Origin of the sequence: Gluconacetobacter tumulicola (assembly GCF_014174215.1) — a bacterium.
GTDB lineage: Bacteria > Pseudomonadota > Alphaproteobacteria > Acetobacterales > Acetobacteraceae > Gluconacetobacter > Gluconacetobacter tumulicola.
Window position 1 is genome coordinate 198,961 of the sequence record NZ_JABEQL010000003.1, and the last position, 18,221, is coordinate 217,181.

Here is an 18,221-nt window from a genome sequence, read left to right on the forward strand (position 1 = left end):
GTTCAGTATCCGTATGCGGAAACGGGCAAGCTGCCGTTTCCACCGGCCGCCGATCCCGATCCGGATCCCATGCCACCGCCGAAAATCCCGCTGGTGGATGGCAGGCGCTTCGGCTTGTCCTCCCATACATGCTCGATCGCCAGCACCGCAGCCTGCCCGTCCGTCTCCTGATCCGATCCTCCTCTCGCAAGATCATGCGGATCGGCCACCATCGCCGCCAGATTTGCCTGATTGGCGCCAGCCGGATGCCAGGCATAGGGCTTGCGGTATGGCTCCAGTGAGGAGCAGCTCGCCAGAAAAGCCAGGGCACAGAACAGCAGATCGCGCCGGAAATGCCTCATGCCATTCCCCTTCATTCGACGAAAAAACCGGCACTGCCGGGAACAACGACCGGCCGGGCGGGCTGCGTGGGCATCGCCTGCCGCAGCAACAGCAGGCGGTCCAACTCGCCGGGCACCTCCGCCATATCGGTCGGTGCCGTCATGCGGGTGCGATCAGCTACCGGTCGTACCAGATACGGCGTGACCAGAATGACCAGTTCGGTCTCCTGCCGGTTGAAATTGCCAGACCGGAACAGCGAACCCAGCACCGGGATATCACCGGCACCGGGAATGGCCTTGGTCGAATCCGTCAGCGAGTCCTCTAGCAGCCCGGCAATGGCGAAAGTCTCGCCGCTACCCAGCTCCACCGTCGTCTCCGCCCGCCGGACGGTCAGGGCCGGAATGACGGAGGTAGAACCAGACGTGGTGACCGAGACGCTATTCTGGTTGCTCAACTGGCTTACTTCCGGCACCACATGCAGGTTGATCCGCCCGTTGCTGAAGACCGTCGGCAGAAATGCCAGACTGACGCCGTAGCTCTTGAAGGCAACCGAAATGGCTCCGGCCTGCTGCGCCAAGGGAATGGGATATTGGCCTCCCACCTGAAAGCTGGCGCTCTGTCCACTCATGACCGTCAGATTCGGCTCCGCAAGCAGACGCACCAGATTATCCTGAGCCAACGCATCCACTACGCCGTTAACGTTACTGCCCAGGCAAAACGGATTGCGGGTGGCGACGCAGGCAGCCGTGCTGGCATTCATGTTCAGCGTCAGCGCCGGAAAACTGCCGAACTTTCCCATGTTGCCGACCGCCTGCCAGTCGATGCCCAGTTGACGAACAACATTCCGGTCCATCTCGGCGATCCGCACGACCAGCGTGACCTGGGTAGCCGAACGGATAGCGATCCGGTTGTTCACCCCTTGGCCATCGGACAGAAACCCCCGCGCGATCTCTTCCGCCTTCGCCGCATCCTCGGGCGCTTCGACTACACCCGTCAGCACCAGATTCCGCAGATCGGTCTGAATCCGGACCTGGCTGCCGGGCAGTTGTCGCGCGATCTCGGCTTCGGCCTGCGATGCCCCGTAATGCGACGGCGTAACGTCGATCGTAAATTGCGCGATCACCCGACCATTGGCATCGCTCGCCATGACCGTGGTCCGGCCGGCTGCCACGCCGTAGAGAACCATGCTCGTCCCCCCTGCAGGACGAACCTGCACGATCTTGGGATCAACGACGAAGATCCTTGCGGCAGGGCCAGACAGGTATTCCATGTGCCCGCTGCCAGCCTCCAGGCGAAGAGCATGCACCCCGTCGGCCGTTTCTCCCGTGCCGGTTTCCTGCCCACGGGGGCTCGTCAACGGCAGGGCGCAAAGGGCCGCCGCCGCGATCAGTCGCACCGCGACCCGGGCCGCAACCATGCCACCCCGCATCAGAACCGAACCTCCTTTCCATCCGCTCCGCCCTCATAGAGCATGACCGAACGGGTAGTCGGGGCCGGTACCGTGCCATCGCGCATGGTCCGCGAAACATCACCTGCCCAGGCGGCAGGCGGTGTCCGTTCGGGTCCGATGCCGGGCTGTGCCGAGCGCACCGCAAGCGACAGGCGCCCCATATGCGTCGCTACAGAAACCTGCTCCGCCTGGGTTGCGGTAACCTCCAGCGTCACCGTTCGCGCCTGTGGCTGCCTGCCAGCATCGCCTCCCTGCACCAGGCGGCGGTCGATGGCGATCACCCGCACGTTCGACAAAACGATTTCGGCCACCACGCGCCGTTCGGTCCGAGGTTCGGTGGGAAAAGTCTGGGTCAGGATCAGGTCAACATGGTCACCAGGCCAGATCAGCCCGGCCGTTCCCGTAATCGCATCGACGCCGACCGTCACCGCCCGCATGCCTCCATGCAGCGCGACGGCCAGAAACCCCCTGTCGCCCGGACGCAGTAGATCTGCAGATCGCAAAACCATCCCGCTCGCGGCGCCATGAAGCAGCATGGCACCTGTCAGCGCTTCACGTGCTTCGGGCGAATCAATTGTCATATCGGTACCTGCCCGTTCCCGGGGGATGTCGACCGTGGTTACGTCCTCCGGCTTCAGCAGATATCCTCCATCCAGTGGCCGGGACGCAGCCAGTACCCTGACCATGACGACTTGCCGCACCACCGGTTTCGCGATCGGAGGATGGGTCGCAATCCATGCCACCGTCCCGAATCCCCCCAGCCCGGTTGCCATAAGAACAAAGAAAACAGAACGAAACATCACATGGACCCGATTACAGGAGGACGATCAGACTTCCTCCCGTTATGGCGCAGACATAGGGTAGAGAGCATCCGCGACGTAGCCGCCAGCGCTCGATCCGCAGGACACGTCCGATGCCGTTCCGCGGGACCGTCCCCCCATAGTGCGACGGCAGGCTGGCCCTGCCCAACAGATAAGCCAGCGCCAGCACACCGCCAGCCAATGCGATATCCATAACCAGCACCGGCACCTGGTCGGGGCGCAACGCCAGCCCCACGGCCCCCAGCAACTTGGCGTCTCCGCCCCCCATCCAGCCACGCGACCAGCAGGCTACCCCCAATGCGAACAGGCACAGGCCGGACAGGAGCCCGCGCCACGGATGGCCGTTCAGACAGGCGAGGAGAAAATCCAGCCCTGCGACGCCCAGAACCAGTTGGTCGGAGACCTGCCGGGTTGCGATATCATGAAGAGCAGCCCGCAACAAAAGCACGACCACACCGCCCAGACAGGCCAAGGTCAGAAACCACCCGGCCATTCCGACATGAAACATCACGAAGGATATCGACCCCGACTAGGGGCAGCCGACATGGTTACCCGCCCTCGTTACTGGGCACTCACACCACCATTCTGGGAGGTCCCGGTAGTCGAGTCGGTCGTCGGAAGCTGGCTCGCCACGCTGTTGAATGTATTACCCAGATTCTTGCCCAAAGTCGTCAAGGCGGTAATGGCCACGACAGCAACCAGCGCTGCGATCAGCCCATATTCCAGCATAGTTACGCCCCGACGATCGCATTTCAGGGCCACAATTTCCCGCATGAACCGCATGACATTCGCCCTCTCCAAATATTCTTGAGAGCCCACAAATCCGCTGGACAGACTCAATACCGATTGCATTCACGATACCGAATGCCCCGAAACGGGCCGGCTTTTCAATCGTTTTTCAAGTCAATATTAACATGTTAGCCACGAAAACCGGGCCTGTCCATACGGGGCCCGTGGAAAATCACATGATAGTGTCATGTCGTTTGCGCCACCCGGGCAGTTCCTCAAACGGGGGGGCTCTCACTGCCAGGCACTTTGTTTTCTTGGTTTTCCTCACCGCCATAACCCACTAGCGCCGCGACGGCATTGGCGGTAACTGTCGCTTCATCATAGCGGCCGCGGGCACGCTGTCGCCCGGCTTCACCCATCCGGTACCGCAGGTCCCCATCCCGTGCCAGACGCAGCAGCGCCCGGGCCAGCGGGGCGACCTCGCCGGCGGGCACCAGAAGTCCGGTGCGTCCGGTCACCACCTGCTCGCGCGGACCACGGATATCGGTTGCCACGACCGGCAACCCGCTCAGCATCGCCTCGATCACCGACATCGGCAGGCCCTCGAAATGACTGGGCAGGACAAAGATATCCGCAGCCGCCAGCAGGGCCGGAATATCCCGACGATATCCCAGCCGGCGCAACCGACCACCGAGTTCGGCCTCCGCCCGAGCGAAATTCTCGTCCAGCGACGGACCGTGATCCGAGGCCAGGCGTTCCCCCACCACCCAAAGTTCCGCCCCGGGGACCTGTTCCATGGCCTCGAGCAGTTCCGGATAGCCCTTGTGTCGCACCAGTCGCGAAACGACGATGATCACAACCGCGCTCGCGGACACGCGTAGTTCAGTGCGAATCCGCTGCCGCGATTCGGGGTCGGGATGAAAGCTAGCCGGATCGCGGCCATTACCTAGCGCGAGCGGAGTTGGGTGGATGCGCAGGCGTTGCACATCCTCGGCCTCCTGCGTGGAAACGGTGAAATAGCGGTCCGTGATCCGGCCGGCCATCCATTCCAAAGCCAGCGACAGGCCACGCCGCGGCATTGCTCCAGGCTGGTTGAACAGAAATCCATGGCAGGTATAGGCCACGCACTGAACGCCGCAGAGCTTCGCCGCCAGCCGCCCCAGCAGGCCGCTGATCGGCATATGCGCATGCACGATGTCCGGCTGCTCCCGCTGAATCAGGTTCATCAGCGCCGTCAGCGCCTGGATCTGCGCCAGCGGCGAAAATGACCGCACCATCGGAACCGTCTCGACCCGAAATCCCTCGTCCCTCACCTCGGCCAGCAAGGGCCCGTCCGCGCAGACGCCGACGACCTCATGCCCCTCGGCCCGCAATCCCCGCATCAGAGGCAGAAGAAAATGCCGAAGGGAAAAATCGACGTTGGTAACTTCAAGAATCTTCATCGTCGTTCACACGCGATCCGCACCGACCATCCGCATGCAGAACATTCTTTCCCTTCGTCACCACGCCATGCCTCATTTCTTAGCATCGTACCCTACATTCCCGGTAACCTTTCCGGGCATGTTCAGGACACGCAATGCCACGGCGACGGGCAGCATGGCCCATGCGGAGACCGGCTTATCCTTCCATCCGCATCAATCCCCAGCGAACGATCTGGCGCGTCCGCTCCCCGCTTCCTGTCCGTGCTGCGCGGGCAGGAGGAGCCGGAACATCCGCCGCTTTCGTCTCAGGCGCCTCATTGTCACCGTCCCTGTCGGGCAGGGCCCCTTCACCGGGCTGCATCTCCGTCGCCGCATCCGGTGGAGACTCCTCCGTCGCTTCAGCCGTCAGTTCGTCGCCCGGACGCACATGGATGACGATCTGGCGCGTCCGTTCGGGTTTCAGCCCACCGCAATAGATACTCTCCTCGACTGCGAGCGTCCCGCCATCAGCCCGGAATTTCCAGATCCGGCCACCGACGTCCAGGACGACGATCTGCCCCTCAGCATCCCATTCCGCCCCGACTGAAGGATGAAGATGAAAACGCAGATCGAAGGATTGCATCCGCTCACCCTCGATGATTTCCTCGCCGCGCAGGTCTTCCCCCCCCTCCCCCAGATAGAGCCGGCGACGCCACGAGGCACCGAACGGAGCGTGATAGCCATCATGTGACAGGTCCAGCCAATGGGCCCCGTCCTGGCCCATCTGTTCCGCGGTCACATGCGCGGGCCGACGCTGAATATCACCATCGGGCCCGATATCCGAAGACGACCGACCTTCCATTACCAACAGCGAATGCGCGGCACTTTCACGCAGCGCACGCCGCCATTCCGCCGTTTGCCCGGCACCGCAATTGACGATCACGCGCTGCCGCGCCACCGAGAATTCGAAAGACAACGTCCCCGCATGGGCCAGCGCATCGAAACCAGGCGGCGGAGGCGCCGCCGCGTCGACCAGCAGCAGGGATCGTCCGACCTGCAACCGGATAAAGCCCCCATCGGGCATGGTGGTCGCCACCACCCGCGACCGGGTCGATTGCGCCAGCACCATCTCGATCATCGCCACATTGCCGGCATGGCTGCCGTTGAACAGCGCCAGCCCCCCATCACCATGCCGCATGGCCCGCAGCACCGGGCTCATGCGATCGAGTGCCAGCGCCAGTGAGTCCGGCAACGGCAACTGGGCCGCCTGCAGCATCGCCCGCATTTCGGCCAGTTCGCGCAATGCCAGAAACTGGATTTCGGGGCTGCGCTGGATGTGACACCCATCCTGCATGATCTGCCGCGCCAGCTCGGCATCCAGATAGCGCATGAACCGGGAAAGGAAGCCACTATGTTCGGGCATCGCGATCGCCGCGGCCAGCAGGCCCTTGAAGGCGATCAGTGCCCGCCAGTCATGCGTCTCGGGCGGCAGCAGCGCTGCGATCGTTCGCCCCTCGGCCAGCAGCCGCTGCATCAGACGCTGGCGGAACCCGTCATCGGCCGATGCGGCGAAGAAATCGTAATGCCCCAGCCACGCGGCCAGTCGGGCGCCAGTCACGGCGCAGTCGCGCACCATCGGGTCGGTCGGCGGATGGGCCAGCCAGTCATTGACCAGCGCGCGTGCCTGGAGCCGCGCCGAATCGGTTCCGACGGCGCGCAGGTCCCGCAGCCATGTGAAGCCATGCAGATAGGCCCGGAACGAATCGGGATAGGACGGGTCCTCCCATCGCCCCGGCCCGATTCGCCGCGTAACCCCGGCGTAGGTCAGGCTGCCAAGGGCCAGTTGCGCCCCAGATGTCGGGTCTCCGGGCCACAAATCGCGCACGGCATGGACCGGGGCGGCGGGAACGCGCCCCAGCCCCGCCAGAGACGGCAGGCGAGCCAGCGAAAGACGCGCATCCTGGCTCCAACGTCGCAGGACCATCAGGCCCCTCTCATTTCACGAGACAGATCCATCCACCCCATGCATGACCACCCGCTCTGGATCATACAGCCTGTCTGGCCGCCCCGCGCAGGCCCGCAATCGCCCGCTCGTAATCCGGCTGGCCATAGACCGACGTCCCGGCCACCAGCATGTCGGCTCCGGCTTCGGTCGCCAGCGCTGCGGTCCGAACGTCCACGCCACCATCGACACCGATCCGGATGTCCCGGCCAGTCGCCTCCGCCATCCCGCGCAGCGTGCGGATCTTGTCCAACTGGCCGGTCAGGAATTTCTGGCCGCCAAATCCCGGATTGACGGTCATGACCAGAATCACATCCACTAGGTCCAGAACTTCCTCTACGGCCTGCGCCGGGGTCGCCGGACACAGGGCGACGCCCGGTTTCACGCCCAGCGCACGGATATGCTGCAAAGTCCGGTGCGTATGGGGCCCTGCCTCGATATGCACATGAATATGGTCGGCCCCCGCCTGGGCGAACATCTCCAGATACGGATCGACCGGCGCCATCATCAGATGCACGTCGAACACCAGGCCTGACTGTGGGCGCAGCACCTTGATCAGCTGCGCGCCGAAGGACAGATTCGGCACGAAATGGCCATCCATCACATCCAGATGCAGCCAGTCGGCTCCAGCCCGCTCGACGGCTGCGACTTCCTCCGCCATGCGGGAAAAATCGGCCGAAAGGACACTGGGCGCGATAAGGGGGGGGAAGTGAATGGACATGGTTTGCAGTGTAACAGGAAATCACGGGCGGCATGCAAGCTGTTGCGTACCGCCCGTCGTGACCGATTTCCGTCACGTTCTCAAGAGAGGCTAGGGGCGACGGAAACGTGCGGCAAAGAACCCGTCCATCCCTCCCATTCCGGCCCATAGTGCGGGGTGGGTCCGCAGCCAGCCTTCCGGGGTGCGCGCCTCGGGCAGCATCGCCAGGTCCTCCACCGAGAACGGGTCGGGCACCAGCCCCATCGCGGCCGCGGCGCGGGCACGTTCCGGCCCCTCCTCGGGCTGAAGCGAGCAGACGGCATAGACCACGCGCCCGCCGGGACGCAGCATGTCCCGCGCGGCCGCCAGCAGCCGGTCCTGCCCCTCGGTCAGGGCCTGCAGGTCGCGTGGGCGCTTGATCCACAACACATCTGGGTGACGCCGTGCGGTGCCGGTCGCCGAACAGGGCGCATCCAGCAGCACGCCATCCAGCAGCGCGTCAGGCCGCCAGGTGGTCGCATCGCCCAGCACAGTCGTCACCCGCTCCGTCAGGGCGAGGCGCGCCAGATTCTCCTGCAGCCGCGCCATCCGGCCCGCCTCGCGCTCGATGGCCGTAACCTCGGCCCCGGCGAAGGCCAATTGTGCCGTCTTGCCCCCCGGTGCCGCGCACAGATCCGCAATCCGCTCGTCCGGCTGCGCCGCCAGCAGACGCGCGGGCAGCGATGCCGCTGCGTCCTGAACCCAGAATGCCCCCTCGGCATATCCCGGCAATTCCGCCACCCGCGTCCCAGCCGGCAGCCGCGCCGTACCGGTGGGCAACAGCTCCGCACCGGGCGGGCATGCGGCACCGGGACGCATCGTCAGATCCAGCGGCGCCTCACGCCCCAGGGCTTCGGCGATGGGCCGTGCCAATTCGCCCCACGCGCTCCACAGCCACGGCGGCACGTCCAGCCGATCCTGGTCCAACCCATCCAGCGCACCCGCGCCGGCCTGCGCGACGCGGCGAAGTACCGCATTCACCAGCCCGGCGAACGGCGTCAGGCCACGCCGGCGCACCAGGGAGACTGCGGTGCCGACAGCCGCATGTGCGGGCGTGTCCAGAAACAGGATCTGCGCAACGCCAATCAGCAGCACCGTCCGCACCGGCAGCGGCGGTTCCTTCTTCAGGAAAGGTTCCAACACCATTCCGGCCGTTCCCAGGTGGCGCAGCACGGTCGCCGCCAGCCGGTGCGCGGCGGCACGGTCGCGTGCATCCGCACCGCGCGCCGCCAGCGACTGGTCCAGGCTGTTTTCCAGCATGCGGCGATGTTCCAGAACGCCCTGCACGATATCGAAGGCGATATCCCGTGTCGGGTCCGCCCCGGCCCCGCGCGGTCCGCGCGGCCCCCGTCCGTCTGGTGCGCCCTGGCTCATGGTGCGTCCGCTCCTCCCGTCCCGTTCCATATGCCGCGTGCTGATGGCATGCCCGTCTTCACGCCGCCACCCCTTCGGGCCGGGAATCTGCGTCTTATTCCCCTTGACCGACGACCGGCCCCGGCCAACCGTAACGGTATGACGACAACGTTCTCCGCCGCCACGGCCGGCACCCCGTCCTGCCCATCCCCGATCGCCACCGCCCTGGCCGACATTCGGGAGCGGATCGCGGCGGCGGCCCACCGCGCGCACCGCGCGCCGGATACGGTCACGCTGGTCGCGGTTTCGAAATTCCATCCCCAGTCGAGTGTGCTGGAGGCTCTACAAGCCGGTCAGGCCGTGTTCGGCGAAAACCGCGTGCAGGAAGCAGCGGAGAAATTCCCCCCGCTGCGCGACGCCTGGCCCGCCCTGCGTCTGCATATCATCGGCGGCCTGCAGACCAACAAAGCCCTGGAGGCGGTGCGGATCGCCGACATGATCGAAAGTCTGGACCGCCCGTCCCTGGCCGACGCGCTGGCCCGGGCCGCCGACCGCGCGGGACGCCTGCCGGATCTGCTGGTACAGGTGAACACCGGCGACGAATCCCAGAAATCCGGCATCCCCCGCGCACAGGCCGACAGTTTCATCACCTCGTGCCGCCAGCGTTTCGGCGACGCCGTGCGGGGCCTCATGTGCATTCCGCCGGCCGACGTGGACCCGGTGCCGCATTTCCGCTATCTGGCGGATCTGGCTCGGGCGCACGACCTGAAGCTGCTGTCCATGGGCATGTCGGCGGATTTCGAGGCGGCGATCACGGCGGGAGCCACCCATGTGCGCGTGGGTAGCGCGATCTTCGGCCATCGACCCGCCAGCCCACCGAATAGCGCAATCCCGCCCGCTCGCCTTGCTGCCCCCGAATCATGACGCTATGCCGGAAGACAACGCGGCCGGCGCGCCGTTGCCTGCCAACAGTCCTCGGAGACGTCCCGACATGACGCCAGACCCGGTCGACCACATTGCCGGATCGACGCCGCCCGCCCAGGCTGCCGCAACGGCCGCCGAAACCGGCGGCCATTCGGACACGTCGTCCAAGATTACCGAATTCGGCGCCGACCAGCACGAACACGCAGCCAGCCCGGTCGGTTTCGCCGCCCTGCTGGCCGTTCTCGGCGTGGTCTTCGGCGATATCGGTACCAGTCCGCTCTACGCCCTGCGCTCCACCATCCTCGTCGTCTCGCAGCATCACCAGATCGATGCGTGGGAGGTCATGGGCGTCGAAAGCCTGATCCTCTGGTCGCTGATCCTGATCGTCACCGTAAAATACGTGCTGCTGATCATGCGCGCCGACCATAATGGCGAGGGCGGCATCATCTCGCTGATGGCACTGGCACAGAAAGTGTCCCAGGATAGCCGGCTGAAGCTGGTCCTGGGCATGGCCGGCATCGCCGGTGCCTGCCTGTTCTTCGGGGATGGGCTGATCACACCCGCGATTTCGGTCCTCTCGGCCGTCGAAGGCCTGGAGGTCAGCTTCCCCGCCGCGCGCGAGCTGATCATTCCCATTGCAATCGTGGTACTGATCGGCCTGTTCAGCGTGCAATCCTACGGCACCGGCAAGGTCGGCGCGATCTTCGGGCCGGTCATGGTGCTGTGGTTCACGATGCTCGGCGTCCTCGGCCTTCTGGCCATCGTACGCCATCCGCATATCCTGATGGCCATTTCGCCGATCTATGCCGTGCAGTTCATCATCTATCATGGCTGGCTGTCCTTCATTGCCCTCGGCTCGGTCGTGCTGTCGGTCACCGGGGCCGAGGCGCTATATGCCGACATGGGCCATTTCGGCCGACAGCCCATCCGCTATGCGTGGCTGTTCTGCGTCCTGCCCTGCCTGGCACTGAACTATATGGGCCAGGGCGCGTTGATCATTTCCGACCCATCGGCTATCAGCAATCCATTCTTCCTGCTGGGGCCGCACTGGCTGCAGATCCCGATGATCATCCTGTCGACAATGGCGACGGTCATCGCCAGCCAGGCTGGAATTTCGGGTGGCTTCTCGCTCTGCCGCCAGCTTATCCAGCTCGGCTACCTACCGCGCATGCGCATCACCCACACCAACAAGAACGAGGAAGGGCAGATCTACCTGCCCGAATTCAACCGCGCCTTGATGGTCGGCGCGCTGCTGCTGGTGGTGGCGTTCCGCAGCTCCGACGCACTGGCCTCGGCCTACGGCATCGCCGTTACCGGCACCTTCATGTGCACCTGCGTACTGGCGATGGTGGTGTTCCGCCGCCAGTACCATTGGTCGCGGGCGGCTGCAGCAGCCACGTTCGGCGGCTTCTTCATCATGGACAGCGTCTTCTTCGCGTCGAACGCGCTCAAGATCCCGCAGGGCGGCTGGGTGCCGGTCCTGCTGGGTACCGCGCTGACCCTGATGATGACGACATGGAAGCGCGGCCGCAGCCTGATCATGGCCCGGCAGAAACTGGACAGCCTGCCCGTCAACTCCTTCCTGGCCCGCCTGCCCCAGTCACGTACCATCCGCGTCCCCGGCATGGCCGTCTTCATGACCGCGACACCGGAATTCGTGCCGACCTGCCTGTTGCACAATCTGAAGCACAACAAGGTACTGCATGAGCATGTGCTGTTCGTTACCGTCCAGACCCTGGACCAGCCGGAAGCCACGCGCGGCCACCGCGTCGCCCTGCAGCAGCTCGCCCCGAACATCTATCGGGTGGTCCTGCGCTACGGCTTCATGGAAACTCCGAACTTGCCCCGCGCGCTGGAGGAACTGAAAGCAAACGGCGTGGAGTTCGACGCCATGCAGGCCTCCTATTTCACCAGCCGCGAACTGCTGGTGCGCTCCTCGGTGCCCAAGATGTCGCGCTGGCGGATGTCGCTCTTCCTGCTGATGGCGCGCAACGCCATCCCCGCCACCGAATTCTTCCGTATTCCACCCGACCGGGTGGTGGAACTGGGCGTGCGGCTTGCCATCTGACGCAGCACCCCTCGCACTCTATGTCCATTGGCCGTTCTGCCTGGCCAAATGTCCGTACTGCGATTTCAACAGCCATGTACGCGACTCCATCCCGCAGGCCCGCTTCGCCGCCGCTCTGCGGCGCGAACTGGGGCATGAGGCCGCCCGCCTGACAGCAGACGGTCCGCGCCGGCTGGGGTCGATCTTTTTCGGCGGCGGCACACCGTCGCTGATGGCGCCGGAGACGGTCGCGTCCCTGATCGCCGATGCCCGGTCCCTGTTCGCCACGACGCCCGATCTGGAAATCACGCTGGAAGCCAATCCCACCAGCGTCGAAATCGGGCGGCTGCGCGCATTCCGCGACGCCGGCGTCAACCGGGTATCGCTGGGCATCCAGAGCCTGGACGACGACGCGCTGCGCCGGCTGGGGCGACAGCATTCCGCCGGTCAGGCCGTAGCGGCGCTCGAGACGGCGCGCGATCTGTTCAGCCGGATCTCCTTCGATCTCATTTATGCGCGGCCGGACCAGTCGCCTGCTTCCTGGCGGGCCGAGTTGAATCAGGCCCTCGCCCTGGTTTCAGACCATCTCTCGCTTTACCAGTTGACCATCGAGCCAGGTACCCGTTTCGAGGGACTGCACCGCCAGGGGCTGCTGGTCCTGCCCGATGAGGAATCGGGGGCGCTGATGTACGAGGAAACCGCCATGGTCGCCGCCGGTCACGGGCTGGCGGCCTACGAAGTCTCGAATTACGCCCGGCCGGGAGCGGAAAGCCGCCATAACCTGACCTATTGGCGTTACGGCGACTATCTGGGAATCGGCCCCGGTGCCCACGGGCGGATAACCCTGGCGGACGGGCTACATGCCACCCGCCGCCACCGCGCTCCGGAACCATGGGCGGAGCGCGTGGAACGGACGGGAAGCGGCCTGACACAGGACGATACCCTGACCGCCCGCGACCGCGCCCGCGAGATGCTGCTGATGGGCCTGCGCCTGACCGAGGGCGTGGCCGAGACCCGGTTCGCACAACGCACCGGCATGGCAATGAACGATGCGCTCGATCCGGTGATTCTGGCGGCGGCGCTGGAAGAAGGATATCTTGTCCGCGACGAGACAACGGAGGGCGTCGCCCTGCGCGCCACGAATGCGGGCCGCCTCCGACTGGAAGCCCTGCTCGGCGCCGTGGTGCTCTAACGAGCTGTTTTAAAAGGGTCGGTGCGCTTCAGGAACGTCTTGGCAGCCGTCTGCCGCGAAGCACTTAAGACACGCCCCGGATTGCCAACAGCGGCACTTTTAAAACAGTCTGCAGGACGACCGGATAGCCGAGCTCTTGCACACAGGACGCAGCATGCCATTTTCCCCCTTCCGGCGCCGGGCGCGCGCCGGTTCACGCCTCCGCCACCTCCTGCCCGCCACATTGCGGGCATTCGCCCTGGGGGCAGGCCTGCTGGCCACTCAGCCGGCTGCCCATGCGGCAGAGCCGCGCCTGGTAATCGAGGACAATGATTTTCTCGGCCCGGGCGGTTCCGACCAGCAATCGGTCATCCCCCTGCTGTTCAATCCGGCCGTCAAGGTGCTGGGCTTTACCGTCGCAACTGGCGACGGCTGGGAAAATCAGGAATCCGCCCATCTGCGCCGCTTCCTCGAGATCATCGGCCGAACCGACGTGCCGGTCGCCGACGGTGCCGTCTACCCGCTGATCAACAGCGTGAAGCTGATGCGCCTGCGTGAAAAACAGTTCGGCACCATTCCCTGGAAGGGCGCCTGGGGCGCACTGGGATCGATGGACAAGGTCCCCTCCGAACAGCCGCCGCTGCCGGCGATGAAGGACGGCGCTCCGACCCTGAAGCCCACGGCAGAAAGTGCGGCCCTGTTCCTGATCCAACAGGTCCATGCCCATCCGCACCAAGTCACCATCGTCGAAGCCGGCCCGATGACCAACCTGGCGCTGGCGATCCGCATCGACCCGACCTTTGCCGCCACGGCAAAGGAGCTGATCTTCATGGGGGGCCTGCTGGACACCAGCATGCGCGCCCTGACCGGAAACGTCGATTTCGCCTCGGACTTCAACATGATCTTCGATCCGGAGGCGGCGCATATCACGCTGACCGCCCCATGGCCGTCGATCACCGTCGTCGGCAACGTGTCCAACGACCTGATGATGACGCGCGATTATCTCAAACGCATTCAGCAGAAGCGCACGCCAATGACCGACTATATCGGCACCTATTACGATCCCCTGCCGATGTGGGATGAAATGGCAACGGCAATCGCCGCCGATCCCAGCCTGATCGCCACGTCGCTCGACGCCTATATGGACATCGACATCGCCAACGGGCCACATTACGGTCATGTGGTCGTCTGGCCCGATTCCACCGCCCCCAGAGAGACGGACATCCGCAAGGTACGGATCGTGCAGTCGATCGATGCCCGGCGTTTCCTGGATACGTTCCTGCACGAGGCACAGAGCGACGTGCGTTCCGCCGGTCACCCCTGATTCATGCTGCACCTGGTCAAGCTCGCTGTCGGAATCACCTCGCTTGAGGACCTGGCGCACCGGCAGCGTACCATGGCCGAAGGGGCCGGGGACGGGCTGGACGGCACCCAGCCATCCGGCCACCCCTGGCTGCGGACCCGCATGTTCCCCCGCCGGGCACCGGAGATCCTCGATCGCGGCTCGCTCTACCGGGTCATCAACGGGCTGATCCTGTGCCGCCAGCGTGTCGTCGAGATTCGTCCCGACACGCGCGAGGACGGCGTGGCCTGCGCACTGGTGGTCCTGGCACCGGAGATCATACCGGTTGCCCCGCGTCCGATGCGCCCGTTCCAGGGCTGGCGCTACCTGTCCCCCGCCGACGCACCGCCCGACCTGTCCGTCGGCGGAGGCGATGGCGGAACGCTCCCCGAATCGCTGCGTCGGGACCTGGCCGGCCTATGCCTGATCTAGCGCCCCCCCACCGGCGGCGCGGCCGCCGTGCCGCCATGATCGGGCTCGCCCTGATCGGCCCTGCCATCCTCGCGGCATGCAGCAGCACGCCCGGTTCGCGCTATTCCCGCTATTACGCCCGCAATGGTGCCTATCGTGCCCCCGGTCCGCCCCAGGACCCGTGGCGGCCTTATATCGCCGATGCCTCGACCCGCTTCTCGGTCCCGCAGGAATGGGTGCGCGCTGTGATGCAGCAGGAATCGGGCGGCCATGAATATCTGAACGGACAACCGATCACCTCGTCGGCCGGAGCCATGGGCCTGATGCAGTTGATGCCCCAGACCTATGCCGACATGCAGGCGCAGAACGGGCTGGGACCGGATCCTTACGAACCGCACGACAATATACTCGCCGGCACTGCCTATATCCGACAGATGTACGACCGCTATGGCGCGCCGGGCTTTCTCGCAGCCTACAATGCCGGCCCACAGCGTCTGGATGATTATCTCCAGACCGGTCGGCAATTGCCGAACGAGACGGTAAACTATCTGGCCTCGGTCACACCCAACCTGGGCACGGCGGTCGCCCTCAGCGGCCCGCTGGCCGCCTATGGCAGCGGCAGCCAGATGGTCTCGGCCACGCCGACCCCGCTGCCGGTTGCCATGGCGTCGGCGTCTCGCGTCACCCAACCGGTCGTCGTCACCCCAACCATCGCCGATCCGACGGGCGGCCAGCCTGTCCAGTATGCGGCCTACGTGCCACCCCGCGCACCCGCCGGGCAATGCGCGCACGACCCCGACGCCGCCTACGATCCCGACGCCCCGTGCCAACCCCTGGCGCCCCCGCTGTCGCCGCCGCTACCGCCGCCCACACCCCGGGCCGACGCGGCCCCCATGCCTGCGCCGTCCGTCGCCGAACCGTTGGCCCCCGCCGCCATCGCGATACCGACGGCGACCCGCGCCCCCTTGGGCGGCAGTGCCGCAGGCGGCGTGAATTACGGTCAATGGGCGGTTCAGGTCGGCGCGTTTACTTCTGAAGGGCAGGCCCGCTTTGCCAACACCATGGCTCGCCAGGCGGCGTTCACCGACCTGAATGGCGCACGCAGCGTCGTACAACCCGTCCCTTCGTTCAACGGGCATCCGCTCTATCGCGCCCGGCTGGCCGGCCTGGCACGCAGCAACGCCGCCACAGCCTGTTCGTCCCTGCGCCAGCAGGGGCTGGACTGCATGATCATCCGCCCCGGCCAATAAGTTTTGGTCCGTAACCGCGTGCAGGTGGCGATCCTCCGCGCGTTTCCGAACGCAACGAAGAAATCACCGCCAGAGCCCCACGGCCGCAGGGCCGGCCGGTCAGGTCAGCCCGTCACGCCCCATGGCCAGGAATTTCTCCCGGCGCTGCGCCACCAGCATGGCCGCGCTGAGCGACAGCAGGTCGGGAAGCTCGGCCGCAATCGCATCGCCCACCGCGCGAATCGCGGCTTCAGGATCGCGCTGCGCACCACCCAACGGCTCGGGAATGATGCGGTCGACCAGATGCAGTTGCAGCAGGTCCTGAGCCGTCAGCTTCAGCGCCTCGGCCGCGCTGGTCGCCAGCTTGGGGTCGCGCCACAGGATCGACGCACAGGCCTCGGGCGAAATGACCGAATAGATCGCGTGTTCCAGCATCATCACCCGGTCGCCCGCGCCCAGCGCGATGGCACCGCCCGATCCACCCTCGCCGATCACGGTGGCAATCACCGGTACCGGCGCCGACAGGCAGGTATCAATGGACCGCGCGATCGCCTCGGCCTGACCCCGCGCCTCGGCATCGATACCAGGCCACGCGCCGGCGGTGTCGATAAAGGTCAGGATCGGCATGCCGAAACGGCCCGCCAGTTCCATCAGCCGCTGGGCCTTGCGATAGCCCTCGGGGCGCGCCATGCCGAAATTATGCTCCAGTCGGCTTTCCAACTCCGATCCGCGCTCGGTCCCGATCACCACCACCGGCAGATCCTGGAAACGGCCGATACCACCGACCACGGCCTTGTCCTCGCCGAACAGGCGGTCGCCGGCCAGCGGCGTGAAATCCTGGATCAGGGTGCCGATATATTCGACCGTGTGCGGCCGCTGCGCATGGCGGGCGACCTGGACCTTCTGGCCGGGAGTCAGCTTGGCGTAAGCGGCACGAAGCTGCTTTTCCGACTTTTCGGTCAGACGGGCGATTTCCTCGGCGATATTGATGCCGTCGGGGCCTGACATATGACGGAGTTCGTCGATCTTGTTCTCAAGCTCGGCGACCGACTTTTCAAAATCTAGAAACTGGCGCATCCCGTGCGGATAGCACAGCCACGAATCCTGCCAAGTCCCCCTGTCCAGCCTCCCCCAAATCCATGGGGGGCAGCGCAACCGCCCGCCCAACGCCCGCACACCTCTATGGCTGCGTATCCGGCTGTTCGTCCGCACCCTTGCGACCACCTGCAAGCGGATGATGCGCCTCGACTACCGTACGCAGCCGCTCGGCCAGTACATGGGTATAGATCTGGGTCGTGGCGATGTCGGCATGGCCCAGAAGCATCTGAAGCGCGCGCAGATCGGCCCCACGCGCTAGCATGTGGGTGGCAAAGGAATGGCGCAGCACATGCGGCGACAGGCGCGCCGGGTCCAGTCCTGCCCGCAGCGCGACATCATGCAGGATCCGGTCGAATCCCTGCCGTGTCAGGGGGCGCTGTCCATCCCGGCCCGGAAACAGGTACGGGCTGCGCAATGCCTGGTCTCGCACCGCCAGGGCCTCGGCCGCCGCGCGCGCCTGGACGGACAGCGGCACGAGTCGCTCCCGCCCTCCCTTGCCCCTCACCAGCAACATGCGCGCGTCCCCCGCCAAGGCGCGGCGAGGCAGAACCAGCAGTTCCGAAATCCGTAATCCGGAGGCATACAGGATTTCCAGCGCCGCGCGCGCGACCAGCCAGCGACGCCCGTCATCGGGTGGCACGTCGCACCCGCCCAGCAGCGCATCGACCTCCTCTTCCGTCAGGAAGCGCGGCAGCGTGGCCGGCAGGCGGGGCGCATCCAGTAACGCGGCGGGATTGTCGGTCCGCATCCCCTCGCGCGTCAGGAACAGATAGAACTGCTTCAGGCAGGAGAGACGCCGCGCCTGCGTCCGTGGCGACAGGCCCGCACGTGCCAAGCCCGTCATGTAGTCGCGGAGCACGCCCGCGTCGGCGCCCGCTATCCCGCACCCGGCCTGCGCCGCAAACGATTCGAGGTCGCGCAGGTCGCGGGCATAGGCCCGCAGCGTATTCACGGCCGCCCCACGCTCGGCCGCCAGCATTTCCAGGAACGATTCGGCCTGGACGGCCACGTTCATGAATGGACGAAACGGTCCGGCGGCAGATCCTTGTGTACCGACATGGCCGGCGCCGGTGGCGGAAACACACCCAGCGACACAAAGCCGCCGATTCCGACCAGGACTACAATGCCCGCAAGAGCCAACAGGATGCGCCGCATGACCAAACCTCCACGCGATGGTGCCCGCC

18 protein-coding genes are annotated in these 18,221 nt (G+C 65.6%); 6 read left to right on the plus strand and 12 right to left on the minus strand.

Annotated elements, in window-relative coordinates; translation table 11 throughout:
• Window positions 1-2: 2 nt before the first annotated feature.
• The 9 genes from HLH29_RS03535 to HLH29_RS03575 form a co-directional block, all read right to left on the minus strand.
• Window positions 3-341: a hypothetical protein gene (locus HLH29_RS03535; RefSeq protein ID WP_182964624.1), complete on the minus strand. Its 339-nt coding sequence runs from the start codon at window positions 339-341 to the stop codon at window positions 3-5.
• An 11-nt stretch (window positions 342-352) separates the two neighbouring features.
• Window positions 353-1,750 (minus strand): type II and III secretion system protein family protein, encoded by a 1,398-nt coding sequence (locus HLH29_RS03540; protein WP_182964625.1) that lies wholly within the window; start codon window positions 1,748-1,750, stop codon window positions 353-355.
• On the minus strand, window positions 1,750-2,571 hold the full coding sequence (gene cpaB, locus HLH29_RS03545; protein ID WP_338030167.1) for a Flp pilus assembly protein CpaB: 822 nt from the start codon (window positions 2,569-2,571) through the stop codon (window positions 1,750-1,752). Before cpaB ends, HLH29_RS03540 begins: the two co-directional genes overlap by 1 nt.
• A 13-nt stretch (window positions 2,572-2,584) precedes the next feature.
• Window positions 2,585-3,100, minus strand: a complete 516-nt coding sequence (locus tag HLH29_RS03550) for an A24 family peptidase (protein ID WP_246373746.1) — start codon at window positions 3,098-3,100, stop codon at window positions 2,585-2,587.
• Window positions 3,101-3,153: 53 nt separating this feature from the next.
• Window positions 3,154-3,375, minus strand: a complete 222-nt coding sequence (locus HLH29_RS03555; protein WP_182964628.1) for a Flp family type IVb pilin — start codon at window positions 3,373-3,375, stop codon at window positions 3,154-3,156.
• Between the two features lie 221 nt (window positions 3,376-3,596).
• Window positions 3,597-4,763, minus strand: a complete 1,167-nt coding sequence (locus HLH29_RS03560) for a glycosyltransferase family 4 protein (RefSeq protein WP_182964629.1) — start codon at window positions 4,761-4,763, stop codon at window positions 3,597-3,599.
• Window positions 4,764-4,938: 175 nt separating this feature from the next.
• Entirely contained in the window at window positions 4,939-6,705 is a 1,767-nt protein-coding gene (locus HLH29_RS03565; protein WP_182964630.1) for a heparinase II/III family protein, read from the minus strand.
• 61 nt (window positions 6,706-6,766) lie between these two features.
• The gene (rpe, locus tag HLH29_RS03570; protein ID WP_408871938.1) at window positions 6,767-7,384 is read right to left on the minus strand and encodes a ribulose-phosphate 3-epimerase; all 618 of its coding nucleotides are present in this window, start codon (window positions 7,382-7,384) and stop codon (window positions 6,767-6,769) included.
• A gap of 150 nt (window positions 7,385-7,534) precedes the next feature.
• Window positions 7,535-8,836 (minus strand): RsmB/NOP family class I SAM-dependent RNA methyltransferase, encoded by a 1,302-nt coding sequence (locus tag HLH29_RS03575; RefSeq protein WP_182964632.1) that lies wholly within the window; start codon window positions 8,834-8,836, stop codon window positions 7,535-7,537.
• A 138-nt stretch (window positions 8,837-8,974) separates the two neighbouring features.
• Here HLH29_RS03575 and HLH29_RS03580 point away from each other — a divergent pair, with 138 nt between their 5' ends.
• The 6 genes from HLH29_RS03580 to HLH29_RS03605 all read left to right on the plus strand — a co-directional run bounded on the left by HLH29_RS03580 (window position 8,975) and on the right by HLH29_RS03605 (window position 15,960).
• Window positions 8,975-9,739 (plus strand): YggS family pyridoxal phosphate-dependent enzyme, encoded by a 765-nt coding sequence (locus tag HLH29_RS03580; protein ID WP_182964633.1) that lies wholly within the window; start codon window positions 8,975-8,977, stop codon window positions 9,737-9,739.
• Between the two features lie 67 nt (window positions 9,740-9,806).
• Window positions 9,807-11,807, plus strand: a complete 2,001-nt coding sequence (locus HLH29_RS03585) for a potassium transporter Kup (protein WP_182964634.1) — start codon at window positions 9,807-9,809, stop codon at window positions 11,805-11,807.
• The gene (hemW, locus tag HLH29_RS03590) at window positions 11,797-12,978 is read left to right on the plus strand and encodes a radical SAM family heme chaperone HemW (protein ID WP_182964635.1); all 1,182 of its coding nucleotides are present in this window, start codon (window positions 11,797-11,799) and stop codon (window positions 12,976-12,978) included. The genes HLH29_RS03585 and hemW overlap by 11 nt, the downstream gene beginning before the upstream one ends.
• Before the next feature lie 154 nt (window positions 12,979-13,132).
• Window positions 13,133-14,281, plus strand: a complete 1,149-nt coding sequence (locus HLH29_RS03595; protein ID WP_182964636.1) for a nucleoside hydrolase — start codon at window positions 13,133-13,135, stop codon at window positions 14,279-14,281.
• 3 nt (window positions 14,282-14,284) lie between these two features.
• Window positions 14,285-14,731: a DUF1489 family protein gene (locus HLH29_RS03600; protein WP_182964637.1), complete on the plus strand. Its 447-nt coding sequence runs from the start codon at window positions 14,285-14,287 to the stop codon at window positions 14,729-14,731.
• Complete coding sequence (locus HLH29_RS03605) at window positions 14,719-15,960, plus strand: transglycosylase SLT domain-containing protein (protein WP_182964638.1); 1,242 nt, start codon at window positions 14,719-14,721, stop codon at window positions 15,958-15,960. The genes HLH29_RS03600 and HLH29_RS03605 overlap by 13 nt, the downstream gene beginning before the upstream one ends.
• 99 nt (window positions 15,961-16,059) lie before the next feature.
• On the opposite strand, the gene HLH29_RS03610 is transcribed toward HLH29_RS03605, so the two are convergent.
• From HLH29_RS03610 to HLH29_RS03620, 3 genes are all read right to left on the minus strand, one after another.
• Window positions 16,060-17,016, minus strand: coding sequence for an acetyl-CoA carboxylase carboxyltransferase subunit alpha (locus HLH29_RS03610; RefSeq protein WP_182964639.1), 957 nt, complete (start codon window positions 17,014-17,016; stop codon window positions 16,060-16,062).
• A 103-nt stretch (window positions 17,017-17,119) separates the two neighbouring features.
• A complete protein-coding gene (locus tag HLH29_RS03615; protein ID WP_182964640.1) occupies window positions 17,120-18,052 on the minus strand; it encodes a site-specific tyrosine recombinase XerD in 933 nt (310 codons plus the stop codon).
• Window positions 18,049-18,192, minus strand: a complete 144-nt coding sequence (locus HLH29_RS03620) for a hypothetical protein (RefSeq protein ID WP_182964641.1) — start codon at window positions 18,190-18,192, stop codon at window positions 18,049-18,051. Before HLH29_RS03620 ends, HLH29_RS03615 begins: the two co-directional genes overlap by 4 nt.
• Window positions 18,193-18,221 lie beyond the last annotated feature (29 nt).